The sequence below is a fragment of the Geminocystis sp. NIES-3708 genome (assembly GCF_001548095.1).
In the GTDB taxonomy this organism is placed as follows: domain Bacteria; phylum Cyanobacteriota; class Cyanobacteriia; order Cyanobacteriales; family Cyanobacteriaceae; genus Geminocystis.
Window position 1 is genome coordinate 2556173 of sequence record NZ_AP014815.1, and the last position, 12416, is coordinate 2568588.

A 12416-nucleotide genomic window follows, 5' to 3' on the forward strand; every position below is an offset into this window, starting at 1 on the left:
AATCTTTTAACCATATCCGTTGTTGCTCTACTATAAATTTGCGAATTTTTCAGAAATAAAAGGTATGAGATGACGATTCTTTATATTTTCTTGACCTTCGGTAAATACTATTAATAAATAAGGTTTATGTTCAGGAATTTCGATATACGCACAATCATGACGTACTTTTGATGTCCAACCTGCTTTTGACCATAAATTAGCGTTATTTGGTAAACTTTGCCCTAAAAAGCCATTGATTTGATTTTCTTCCTCATTTTCAGCCAAGGTTTTTTGACTCACATCTCTTTTGAGCAAATCCATCATTTTTTGAGAAGCTGAAGAAGAGACTGCCACGCCGCCAATAATGCTATGAAATAATCTCGCCACGGCATTGGTGGTTAACATATTACGATTATCATAAATTTCGCCTACAAACATTCTTTCTCTACCATAAGGACCATCACACCATGTTTTTTGATTAACATTGATAGTATTTAATTCTTCCCAGCCCAAAGATTGATAATAACGATTAACTATGTTTCGTTGATATTTCCATGTCTCAAAAGGACCTATTCCTAATTCCGCCCCTGAAGTTGTACCACTTAAGACATCGACAATCAAACTGGTAGCGTCATTACTAGAGTCAACAATCATATCTCGAATTGCTCGATTTAATTCACTAGATTCAGTAATCATTGAACTATTTAACCATTCATGAATTGCTACAAGATAAAAAAGTTTAACGATACTGGCAGGATAAATTTTTTCTTCTCCACGATAACTAAAACCTTGTATTGGATATTGCCAAAATTCTTCAGGAGATAAAGCCCCACCAGTATTAACGATAACGGGTTGATCATAAACAATCCATGTTAAAGCTATTTGATTTTTTGCTAATTTTGGAAATTCTTGCCATGTAGCGTTGAGAATATTCTGAGCTTGATTAGTTAAAGTTTCATTCGAGGAAAAAAAAGTCATAATGTTAAAAATTGACCATTGATAGTTTGACAATGACTCTATTTGAAATTAATGATTTAGAATCAAAAAATAACCGTCAACTTCCTATTATATCCAACATTAATGACGATCTCTGATTTATTACCTAAGTCTGATTCAGGAGAATATTTTTGCTTAACAAACTTAAATTTATATGCAAAATTGGATTCTTCAGAATTGGCTACCCAAGCAAAACAAGGCAGACAGTTAAAAATTATTTCTTCACAACCCGTTAATGATAGGCTCGAAGTCTGTTTGTGTGAAGATAATTATAAATGTTGGTTATCTGTTAAGGATTTAAAATATTTACAATCTGCTCCTAAACCTTATTCTTTTAAAGTTATTACTCAAGAGAAAATCCATAACTTAATACCTCAAGTAATTGAATTTACTCATCAAGCTATGAATACTCCTAATTATTATCTTTGGGGTGGTACTGTTGCACCTAATTATGATTGTTCTGGTTTAATACAATCAGCTTTTGCTAGTGTTGGGGTTTGGCTTCCCAGAGATTCTTATCAACAAGAAGCTTTTACTCACAGAATTAGTCGTCAAGAATTGATAGCAGGAGATTTAATCTTTTTTGGCACTAATCGGGTAACTCATGTGGCTTTATCTTTAGGAGATAACTATTATATTCACAGTTCAGGAACAGAAATTGGTAACAATGGTATTGCAATTAATCAACTTCGGGATGACACAGATCAAGTTAGTCGTAACTATTATCAACAATTTTGGAGTTGTGGAAGGGTCACTCAAAGTTTTATGAACATATAAATGAACGAATAAATTGGGTGAATAGTATTCACCCCGACGGGAAAAAATTTAATTTCCTAAAATTTGGAAGCTAATAGGTGCAATACCACTACTTTTTACGCCAATAGCTCTTGCTGCACCAGCCGATAAATCAAGAATACGTCCACGAATATGAGGACCTCTATCATTGATTCTAACCACTACAGAGCGTCCATTACGCATATTTGTTACCATTACTCTAGTTCCAAATGGAAGACTACGATGGGCGGCAGTAAAGTCATGTTGATTGAATCTTTCTCCACTGGCTGTTCTACGACCATGAAACCCAGGTCCATACCAAGATGCTATTCCTTGAGCAGCTTTTCGGAGATTTTTAACCCCTATCATAGCAGTTATTTTACTGTCGGTTTTAACAACTTGTTTACCTTCGACGGTAGTTAAAGGTGCAGCATTACCCATTAGTCTGCGAAGACGATTAGTTGCCTGTAAAGCGTCATTCGTTATATTTCTAGTACTGTCGGGTAAAATAATATTTTTGTTGATTCTAACTAACTCTTCTTGTTGAAATTTCAGAGAATAGTCTTTAGTTTTTGCATTCCAACCGATATTTATTTGGTTAGCATCAATGGATTGTTGAGATAATTTATCTAAACGAAAAGCAAGTTGTGTAGCACTTTCTAAGGCACTATGTTCAGGTGTATCTAAAAATGTTAATAGAGGTATATTTTGAAAATGAAGGGTGACGGCGTTACGATTTTTAAATTGATGTGGATAAAGTTTAACAGTAAGAAATTCTTGTATGGGAGAGGTATAGCTTTTTGCAATGACATTATTTACTGATGATAATGCTTTGTCACCTTGTGTTGGGTAATTATCAGCTTTTACGGTAGGACTAAATAAAAATCCGGTGAAGGTTAATCCTACAATAGTTGTTAAAGCAGAGATTACAGCTTTTTTCCAAGTGTTTTTACGCATAATTTTTCTAGTAATTTTAAACGGAAAACCTTATAGTATAAGTGTTTCGGTATTTTACTCCTCGTAAATTTAAGTATTTTTGCTTGTGAACTTAAACTAAATTAACATACTGATCCTGTTTAAGGGTTCATCATTTCTTATTAATACCATAGTGTAGTATTATCATTGATTATTATTATTGACAAAATCATAATTTACTGACATAATTATAAGTTTATTGTTTTTTAATAAAGTCATTTCTCTTTTGAAAAACTAATGAATAAGAGCAAAATAAATCAAATAAAATTGATATAATTTATAAAAGTTTTTAAGTTGATAGCTGATTATCTACTGTGAAGAAAAAAAAGCACAATCTTAATACTTGAAAAGTTGTAAGCCTATCATTTTTAAATAGATTCAGAGCTAATTCCCTTTTTGATAGGTTAAATTTTAATTATCTAACAATTTTTAAGTTCTGAAAATAGCACTTTAACTTCATCATATTTGACTCTAATAAATTAAACAATAGTGATATGATTTTCCTAACAAAACGATTAATTATTAGTAGTTTAATACTATAAGAAAATTTGATCAGTTTAAAGAGTAAAATTATTTATATTTAAAAAAATTATCTAAAATCATCATAAAATATGGATTATAAAGAAGCAGGAGTTGACGTCGAAGCTGGTAGAGCATTTGTTAAAAAAATTAGTGATAATGTTTCTAGTACATACCGTTCAGGAGTTTTAGGTGGTTTAGGTGGATTTGGTGGTTGTTTTGAGTTACCTTCTGGCTATCAACAGCCTGTCTTGGTTTCTGGCACGGATGGAGTAGGTACAAAGTTAAAAATTGCCCATGAATTAAATCGTCATGATACTGTAGGTATTGATTTAGTGGCAATGTGCGTTAATGATATTCTTACTTGTGGTGCTGAACCTTTATTCTTTTTAGATTATCTAGCCACAGGCAAATTAGATAGTAATCAATTAGCAGAAGTTATTAATGGTATTGTTGTAGGTTGTCAAGAAAGTGGTTGTGCTTTACTGGGGGGAGAAACAGCAGAGATGCCAGGATTTTATCAACAGGGAGAATATGATATTGCTGGTTTTTGTGTAGGCATTGTTGAAAAAAGTAAAATTTTAGATGGGAATAAAATTCAGTCAGGTAATATTGCGATCGCTTTAAGTAGTAGTGGTATTCATAGTAACGGTTTCTCACTGGTAAGAAAAATCATTGACACGGCAAGATTAAGTTGGGATTATCAGCCAGTAGAGTTGGAAGGAAAAACATTAGGAGAAAGTTGCTTAACCCCTACTCGTCTTTATGTTAAATCTGTTTTAGAGGCTTTAAAATCAGGTATAGACATAAAAGCTATGGCACACATCACTGGAGGAGGTATTCCTGAAAATTTACCTCGTTGTTTACCTAAAGATAAAGCCATTGAAGTAAAATTGAACAGTTGGACTATTCCACCCATTTTTCAATGGTTAGCGAAAACCGGTAATGTGAATCAAGAAGCAATGTTAAATACATTTAATTTGGGTGTCGGTTTTGTGGTGATAGTTTCTGAACATGATAATGAATCAGTAATAAAACATTTTAATAATTATGGTATTGAAACCAATATTATCGGTAAAGTAATTGAAGGAAGTGGAGAAATTAAGTTTATTTAGCACAGCCAATTTTGTATAAGTGATAAATTCAAACGCATCTAAAAGTTTACAGGAAAAATTTAGATCGACAGAAAAAAGATGAAAACGAGACAGACGAACAACTGTACAGGTAGAAAAATTGCCAATGTTTGTGCATTTTTACAATAATTTGATTAATTAACAAAAAATATAATTTCCTTGTTAGGCTGTCAACAAGAGTAAGTCATTACTTATTCTCAGATTGAACTTAGCTAAACTAAAGGTGCAGATGGGCAATGAGCAATAATAATAGATAAGAGTTTGTGAATTTTTTTATTTTTAATTGTTTATGAATACTGATAACGTCCATAATAATCAAACTGTCATGGGGGAAGAAAAAATTGCTGATGTGACTTCAGAATTAACTTCTGTGGTAAAAGCAAAACCTTTGAGTAGTAAAGAACAAATTAACTTAACGAAAAAAGGAAAAATCGTGGTGATGAGTTTACCTTCAGTAAATAAAACTGAAGCTAATCAATGGCAAAGAATTGTTGATGATTTTAAAATTAGATTACAAAAAATCGATAAATCTTGGCAATTAGGTACAAAAGCTCATTTACAAAGTCAAGACAGACTACTAGATACTAGACAAATCAGTGAATTAAAAACTATTTTAGAACAAATTGGTTTAACTCTCGACTTAATTATAACAAGAAGAAGACAAACGGCAGTAGCGGCTTCTAGTGCTGGTTATTCTGTGCAACAAGAAACATTAACGGACACATTGATAGATATTGATAATTTGTCAACTATTCAAGATTTAGCTGAACCTTTATACCTTAAAAATACTATTAGATCAGGTGTAGAAATTTGTCATCCTAGTTCTGTTATCGTATTAGGAGATGTGAATCCGGGAGCGACAATTTTAGCCAGTGGTGATGTGTTTATTTGGGGTACATTAAGAGGTATTGCTCACGCGGGTTATTTAGGTAATCGTCAAGGGTTGATTATGGCGTTAAGATTAGAAGCTACTCAGTTAAGAATTGCAAATTTAGTAGCTAGAATTCCAGATAATCCCCCAGTTCAAAGTACAGCAGAAGTTGCTTATGTTGGGGAAGAAGGTATTAAAATTCACTCAGCCGTTAATTTTCATCGTCTCCATAGCTTTATTAATTCCAAAAATTACTGGGAAAGAGTTAAATAATGGGGAATTAAAAGACTAGGAGACTAAAAGACTGAGAGACTGGAAGAAATTTCTGCATTGTTGGTTGTTAACCGTTCATTGTTAAGTAATGTACAGTACAATGAGTTTTGCTTAGTTTATTTAATTATATTTACCTTATTAGTATTAATTTTTATGGCTAGAGTTATTGTTATTACATCCGGAAAAGGGGGAGTGGGTAAAACCACCATGACGGCCAATTTAGGTACAGCAGTGGCACAATTAGGCAAAAAAGTTTGTTTAATAGATGCAGATTTTGGCTTAAGAAATTTAGATTTATTGTTAGGATTAGAACAACGGGTTGTTTATACCATTATTGATGCTTTATCAGGAGAATGTACTTTAGAAAAAGCGATTGTTAAAGATAAAAGAACTCCCGGATTACATTTATTACCAGCTGCTCAAAACCGTACTAAAGATGCTATGACTCCTGATCAAATGAAAGAAGTTATTGAGCAATTAAGCCCCAGTTTTGACTTTATCTTCGTGGATTGCCCTGCTGGAATTGAAATGGGTTTTCGTAATGCCATTGTTGCCGCTCAAGAAGCATTAATTGTTACCACTCCTGAAGTAGCCGCCGTGAGAGATGCTGATCGAGTAGTGGGATTGTTAGAGAGTGAAAATATGCAAAGTATTAGGTTAATTGTCAATCGTTTACGTCCAGAAATGGTGCAAATGGATGAAATGCTTAGTGTTGAGGATATTCTTGATTTATTAGTTGTGCCTTTAATTGGCATTGTACCTGATGATAAGAGAATTATTACTTCTTCTAATCGTGGTGAACCTTTAGTTTTAAGTGAAGAAGATTCTCTCCCGGGTATGGCTATTAAAAATATTGCAAGACGAATAGACGGTATGGACGTTCCCTATTTAGATTTAATGGCTTCTCAAGATACTCTTTTCACAAGAATACGTCGTTTTTTCGGTTTTGGCAACAAAGAAAAATAAACCATTTATTATTAATTAAAAATAAAAATATCACAAGGGAATAAAATATGTTCAAAGATATAATTAGTACATTAAATTCTTGGACTGCTCCAAAAAAAAGTCGTTATCCTGCCAAAAATCGTTTGCAGTTAGTGATTGCTCATGATCGTGCTGGAGTAAATCCAGAAATGATCGATAAAATGCGTCAAGAAATTATAGAGGTAGTGAGTCGTTATCTTGACATTGATGTGGATGAGATGGAATTTTCGATTCAAAGTAATGATCGTACCACTTCTTTAAGTGCTAATTTACCTATTAGAAAAGTAAAAAGAACTCCTACAAATACTTGAGTTTGGTTAATTGCATTTGCTAAAAAATCAATTAGGATTTTATGACGAGAATAGATTATTTATTATATGTTGTGCAATGGGTCATTTACTATTTTAATTAATGACCTTTTTCTTAATGCTAATTTTCATAATCGTAATAATGTATTCATTTTTATTAAATGGTGTTATTGATTTCATATTTTTTAATAAAAACTAATAGTAATATTATTACTCAATAATCCTTTAAATCAAGATTGAACAATAAAAAACAAGAAGAAAATGATATGTCTATTATTCTAAATGATATAGAAAATGATCTAAAAAAACTTAATTTAGTATAGGAATAAGTTTAATTATTCGTAGTTGATTTTTATTTATTGGTTTGACGATGTATATTGCCAAATATTAAAGAATTATTACTTATTACCTATTATCTAACTTGTTAGTTAATTAAGCTACTGGTTGTTTTTCTTGGGCTTCTTGTGCTAAGAATTTTTCTAATTCCGTTAACGCATCCGCATCAACTTTAGTTTGCATTGGACAGAATTTAGGTCCACACATAGAGCAAAATTCAGCTTCTTTATAAATATCCGCAGGTAATGTCTCATCATGGTATTCTCTTGCTCTTTCAGGATCTAAAGATAACTCAAATTGACGATTCCAATCGAAGTTATAACGAGCGTGAGATAATTCATCATCCCTGTCTCTTGCACCGGGGCGATGACGGGCAATATCTGCCGCATGAGCTGCAATTTTATAAGCAATTAAGCCGTTACGGACATCTTCAGCATTGGGTAAGCCTAAGTGTTCTTTAGGAGTAACATAGCATAACATCGCTGTACCGTACCAACCAGCCATAGCCGCACCGATGGCACTGGTAATATGATCATAACCGGGGGCAATATCAGTAACTAGAGGTCCTAAAACGTAGAAAGGTGCTTCAGAACACTCTTCCATTTGTTTTCTTACGTTAAACTCAATCTGATCCATTGGTACATGACCAGGACCTTCTACCATTACTTGTACATCATGTTCCCATGCTCTACGAGTCAATTGCCCTAAGGTTTTTAACTCTGCTAATTGTGCATTATCAGAAGCATCATGGGTACAACCCGGACGTAAAGAATCTCCTAAACTGAAAGAAACATCATATTTTTTGAAGATTTCAATAATATCGTCGAAATGGGTGTAAAGAGGATTTTGTTTATGATGATGTAACATCCAACGAGCAATAATTCCACCGCCACGAGAGACAATACCAGTAATACGACTACGCACTAAGGGTAAATGTTCAATTAAAATTCCTGCGTGAATGGTCATGTAATCAACACCCTGTTGAGCGTGTTTTTCGATGATGTGTAAAAAGTCATCAGCAGTGAGTTTTTCAATGTTGCCATGAACACTTTCTAAGGCTTGATAAATAGGTACAGTACCAATGGGAATAGGAGAAGCCTTGATAATTGCAGTGCGAATTTCATCCAAGTTACCGCCACCAGTGGATAAATCCATTAAGGTATCAGCACCATATTTTACTGCTAAATGTAGTTTAGCGACTTCTTCATCAATGTTAGAAGAGTTAGGAGAAGCACCAATATTAGCATTTACTTTACATTTTGAAGCAATTCCGATCGCCATAGGTTCAAGATTAGGATGATTAATATTAGCGGGAATAATCATTCTTCCTCTTGCCACTTCATCCCGAATTAAATCAACGGGTAAATTCTCTCTTTTAGCGACATACTGCATTTCTTCAGTAATAACACCTTGACGAGCATAGTGCATTTGAGATACATTAGCTTGTCCACTACGTTTCGCTATCCATTCTGCGCGCATATTTTTTCCTCAATAAACAGCTTTCCTACGCTGGTATTATCCAGTCTCAGGTTCTAAGGGTTTTTTCTCAGTCTAGTAATCTAAACACCCCTAGCTATGAGTTTAATCTTATCATGATCTGAAGGTATTTTGAAGAAAAGAGGATAATAACCCTCTCTTGTCATTTTTTGACATGGAATAGCAGAAAAAATAAAATAAATAGACTAATACAAAATTAAAATGTATTATTAAGTATATATAGATTTTATTAAAATACAATTAGTAATAATTAATTCGGAGTTTGACAAAACTAAGTTTAAATTATTTATTAAATGAAGCGAGTTTTGTTCTAAATTGTTAATCCAATCTTAATTTTTAATTGGTATGGTAATTATCAATTATGAGTTTTTAATTATTAATCAATTGTGTCAGACACTTTTTTAGTTTGCGGATTAGGAAGTCTAGGAGAAAATTGTGTTATCGCCTTGAAAAAATTTGGGGTAAAAGTTGTAGTTATCGAAAAAAATCCTCCTCCTAATGACACTATTAAAGATTTATTACCCTTGATTGATTTATTCATCATCGGGGACTGTAGCGATCGCAATATATTATTAGAAAGTAAAATAGAAGAATGTCGAGCCGCTTTAATTGTGACAACTTCTGAAAAAGTTAATGTTGCGACAGCTATCACCATTAGAGAATTAAATCAGAAAACACGACTGGTTATGAGATCAGCTCAAAAAAACTTGAATAATTTGTTAAGTAAACAATTAGGTAATTTTATTGCTTACGAACCAACACAATTACCTGCGAATGCTTATGCCTTATCAGCATTAGGAGAAGAAATATTGGGTTTTTTTACTTTAAATGAACAGAAAATAAGAATTACAAAAATTAAAATTAATCAATTTCATAGTTGGTGTAATTATAATTCACTTTATGAATTAAATAGTCGTAGTCGTCGTATTCTTAGCCATTATCAACCTTTACAAAATCTTTCATCTACTTTTAATCAATGGAATCCCTACGCCAAAATATTGCCTCAAGATACAATTATTTGTGTGGAAACAGAAGATCATTTTCGTCTTTTTCATCAAAATATTAACAATAGAGTTGTTAATCAATCTTTTCCTATAAACTTTCTTAATCGTATAAAAAAAATTAAGATTAAAGGTATTAAATATTTTCGAGATTTCTGGTTATTAAATCGTAAACAACAAATTAGAGGAGTAGTAATTTTTTCTTCTTTAATAACATTAATTTTATTAATCACAGGTACTTTATTATTTAAGTATTTTTATAAAGATGCTAGTTTTTTATCATCTTTTTATGTAACTGCTATTTTACTATTAGGAGGATATTCTGATTTATTTGATACTTTTGAACCTATAGAAAATATTCCTCAATGGTTACAATTTTTTAGTCTTATTTTAATTCTAACAGGAACAGCCTTTGTTGGAGTTTTATATGCTTTATTAACACAAGCTTTATTATCTTCACAATTTCAATTTGCAAAGAAAAGCCCTCCTATTCCTACAGAAAATCATATCGTTGTTGTTGGTTTTGGTAGAATAGGGAGAGAAATTATAGAACAACTTCAAACTTTAAAACAATCTGTTTTAGCTATCAGTTTTAATTCTAATATTGAGGTTTCTAATTGGTTAAATTTTCCTTTAATTGTAGGTAAATTACAAGATAGTCTGATTTTAGCAAATTTAGATCAAGCCAAAAGTATTGTGATTGTTACCGATGATGATATTCTCAATCTTGAAGTTGCTTTAATGGCACAAAATTTTAACCCTTATCTTAATCTTATTATCCGTACAAATAGTGATAATTTTAGCGATAACTTAACTAAATTATTACCCCATGCTTCTATTATTAGTGCTTATGAAGTAGCCGCAGAGGCTTTTACTGGGGCGGCTTTTGGGGAAAATATACTAGAATTATATCGTTTTGAGCAACAAACTATTTTAGTGACAGAATATGAAATTACTTCCGATGATACGTTACATAATTTATTATTGTCTGACATCGCCTATGGATATGGAGTTATTCCCATTTTCTATTGTAGTAGTGGCAGTTATAATCACATTTTAATGCCTTCTGATGATATACTTTTAGCTGTTGGCGATCGCTTAATTGTTTTAGCCACCGTTGAAAGTTTAAAAAGTATTGAACAGGGAAAAATTAAACCCAAACAGTGGGAGATAGAAATTCTGTCAGTGAAGTCGGATATAGGGATTTTTGAAGGGACAAATGCGATCGCAAGAATTATAGGCTGTTCATTAAAATTGGCGAGGGAAACTATGGAAAACCTCCCTCAAACCTTACCTGTAAAGGTATATCATCATCAAGGAGTAAGATTAATTAACGTATTGAAAAAAAATCAAGTTGTTAGTGAAATACATCAAATAATTTAATTAAAACTATTCAAAGAGTAAAGGTAAAATTATCTACTAATGCTCCCGGTAATAGAATACCTCCCAAAGATCTTGAATCGTATGTACTAATTTCAGGAATAAATTCTCGAAAATCTGTTAAAGCTAATAAATTTTTGCCGAAGAAAGAATATAAAGAATCATCAAAGCGTAAATCTTTAATAGTTGCGACAATTTGCCCGTTTTCTACCCAAAAACAACCATAGCGAGTCATTCCAGTAATTTTTCCTAAAATGCGATCGCTCCAATTAAGATAGTGTAAATTAGATAAATATAATCCCGTGTCGATGGCTTTCAAAATATTATTTTCTGATAAATTACCTGAAGCTACTTCTGGCGATCGCAAACTCTCAAAACTACTAGCACCATTAGATTTAAGTTCATATTCAACTGCCGTACGACCACTGATTAAAGTATTAATCAATTGACCCTCAACAATCAATGGTAACTCATCGGGAGACATTTCCCCAAAATCATTGAAACGAGGAACATTACCACTATGGAAATTCTCTTTAAGATTAAATAACGGTGACAGATTTTCTCCCAGACGCATCTTCGACAAAGCACTTCCCCCTTGCCGTAAAGAAGACTCACTGATACCTCCCCAAGAAAACATCCCCAATAAATCTGCCATCGCCGCAGGTGCTAAATAAGTGCGATAACTACCGGGTTTAACCTCATGAATAGGTAAATCTAACTGTTTTAACTCTTGTTTATGGTAATTAATTTGATGTTCATACTTTTCCAAATCCCAATCACGAGCGGAAAAAGTTCCTTTAATAGCCTTATTATTACCATTAATTAAAGAATAATCAATAAAAAAAGAATCCGTTGCAAACCAGTGTTTTTGTCCTAAAGAATTATAATTTGCTCTAATAATTGAACCTCCAGTATAATAACCTGTAAAATCTAAACCCTGTACGGGAGGTAAAATTGCTTCAGTGGCAAAATCAGGAGATAATAAACTTCCCAAATAAACTTCATGAGATGAGCCTTTATTTTCTGGTAAAACAACAAAAGGATCTTCTGGTAAAATATTAATTTCAGTTCTTAAATAACTTAGATTTTCTAAGGCTATTTTTATATCAATTTCCGCATCTCCTGTCAGAGGAAAATTAGCAAAAATATTTCGTTGATTCGCAATTAATTTTAAAGAAACATCGGCATCTATAACTATTCCTGTTTGCCTAACTTTTGCGTTATTGAAGCGAATAAAATGACTATTTTCTGCTTTTAATTGAATAATTAAATATTCTTCCTTTGTCAATTGATTAAATAATTTTTGGGTAACTTCATTAAAAGATTCTTCCCAATTTTTATAAGTCGATAAACTAGACATAATTATTAGAATGTAGAATATAGAATTTAG

Annotated in this window: 10 protein-coding genes and 1 riboswitch; of the genes, 6 read left to right on the forward strand and 4 right to left on the reverse strand. The window is 32.3% G+C overall.

Annotated features, from left to right (window positions below):
* Positions 1 to 30: 30 nt before the first annotated feature.
* Positions 31 to 957: a serine hydrolase gene (locus tag GM3708_RS11290; RefSeq protein ID WP_066346914.1), complete on the reverse strand. Its 927-nt coding sequence runs from the start codon at positions 955 to 957 to the stop codon at positions 31 to 33.
* Positions 958 to 1059: 102 nt separating this feature from the next.
* Here GM3708_RS11290 and GM3708_RS11295 point away from each other — a divergent pair, with 102 nt between their 5' ends.
* Entirely contained in the window at positions 1060 to 1752 is a 693-nt protein-coding gene (locus GM3708_RS11295) for a C40 family peptidase (protein WP_066346916.1), read from the forward strand.
* A gap of 48 nt (positions 1753 to 1800) precedes the next feature.
* On the opposite strand, the gene GM3708_RS11300 is transcribed toward GM3708_RS11295, so the two are convergent.
* Positions 1801 to 2706 carry a septal ring lytic transglycosylase RlpA family protein gene (locus GM3708_RS11300; RefSeq protein ID WP_066346924.1) on the reverse strand — a complete coding sequence of 302 codons (906 nt, stop codon included), beginning with the start codon at positions 2704 to 2706 and terminating at the stop codon, positions 1801 to 1803.
* Positions 2707 to 3335: 629 nt separating this feature from the next.
* Between GM3708_RS11300 and purM the strand changes: the two genes are divergently transcribed.
* The 4 genes from purM to minE all read left to right on the forward strand — a co-directional run bounded on the left by purM (position 3336) and on the right by minE (position 6815).
* Entirely contained in the window at positions 3336 to 4358 is a 1023-nt protein-coding gene (gene purM, locus GM3708_RS11305) for a phosphoribosylformylglycinamidine cyclo-ligase (RefSeq protein ID WP_066346930.1), read from the forward strand.
* A gap of 307 nt (positions 4359 to 4665) precedes the next feature.
* Positions 4666 to 5520: a septum site-determining protein MinC gene (locus GM3708_RS11310; protein ID WP_231932925.1), complete on the forward strand. Its 855-nt coding sequence runs from the start codon at positions 4666 to 4668 to the stop codon at positions 5518 to 5520.
* Between the two features lie 153 nt (positions 5521 to 5673).
* Positions 5674 to 6486, forward strand: coding sequence for a septum site-determining protein MinD (gene minD / locus GM3708_RS11315; RefSeq protein WP_066346931.1), 813 nt, complete (start codon positions 5674 to 5676; stop codon positions 6484 to 6486).
* Positions 6487 to 6533: 47 nt separating this feature from the next.
* Entirely contained in the window at positions 6534 to 6815 is a 282-nt protein-coding gene (gene minE, locus GM3708_RS11320) for a cell division topological specificity factor MinE (protein ID WP_066346939.1), read from the forward strand.
* Between the two features lie 429 nt (positions 6816 to 7244).
* Here the strand turns inward: minE and thiC are convergent, their stop codons facing one another.
* On the reverse strand, positions 7245 to 8627 hold the full coding sequence (gene thiC / locus GM3708_RS11325; RefSeq protein ID WP_066346948.1) for a phosphomethylpyrimidine synthase: 1383 nt from the start codon (positions 8625 to 8627) through the stop codon (positions 7245 to 7247).
* A gap of 5 nt (positions 8628 to 8632) precedes the next feature.
* Positions 8633 to 8729, reverse strand: a riboswitch (TPP riboswitch).
* A gap of 302 nt (positions 8730 to 9031) precedes the next feature.
* Between thiC and GM3708_RS11330 the strand changes: the two genes are divergently transcribed.
* A complete protein-coding gene (locus tag GM3708_RS11330; RefSeq protein WP_066346951.1) occupies positions 9032 to 11029 on the forward strand; it encodes a TrkA family potassium uptake protein in 1998 nt (665 codons plus the stop codon).
* 10 nt (positions 11030 to 11039) lie between these two features.
* Here GM3708_RS11330 and GM3708_RS11335 read toward each other — a convergent pair whose 3' ends face one another.
* Positions 11040 to 12386, reverse strand: coding sequence for a TldD/PmbA family protein (locus GM3708_RS11335; RefSeq protein ID WP_066346954.1), 1347 nt, complete (start codon positions 12384 to 12386; stop codon positions 11040 to 11042).
* Positions 12387 to 12416 lie beyond the last annotated feature (30 nt).

What these genes read in the sequence shown, in the direction of transcription:
- GM3708_RS11290 (WP_066346914.1), bottom strand. Translation starts at nt 957, where the DNA reads ATGACTTTTTTTTCCTCGAATGAAACTTTAACTAATCAAGCTCAGAAT.
- purM (WP_066346930.1), top strand. Translation starts at nt 3,336, where the DNA reads ATGGATTATAAAGAAGCAGGAGTTGACGTCGAAGCTGGTAGAGCATTT.
- GM3708_RS11295 (WP_066346916.1), top strand. Translation starts at nt 1,060, where the DNA reads ATGACGATCTCTGATTTATTACCTAAGTCTGATTCAGGAGAATATTTT.
- thiC (WP_066346948.1), bottom strand. Translation starts at nt 8,627, where the DNA reads ATGCGCGCAGAATGGATAGCGAAACGTAGTGGACAAGCTAATGTATCT.
- minD (WP_066346931.1), top strand. Translation starts at nt 5,674, where the DNA reads ATGGCTAGAGTTATTGTTATTACATCCGGAAAAGGGGGAGTGGGTAAA.
- GM3708_RS11335 (WP_066346954.1), bottom strand. Translation starts at nt 12,386, where the DNA reads ATGTCTAGTTTATCGACTTATAAAAATTGGGAAGAATCTTTTAATGAA.
- minE (WP_066346939.1), top strand. Translation starts at nt 6,534, where the DNA reads ATGTTCAAAGATATAATTAGTACATTAAATTCTTGGACTGCTCCAAAA.
- GM3708_RS11310 (WP_231932925.1), top strand. Translation starts at nt 4,666, where the DNA reads ATGAATACTGATAACGTCCATAATAATCAAACTGTCATGGGGGAAGAA.
- GM3708_RS11300 (WP_066346924.1), bottom strand. Translation starts at nt 2,706, where the DNA reads ATGCGTAAAAACACTTGGAAAAAAGCTGTAATCTCTGCTTTAACAACT.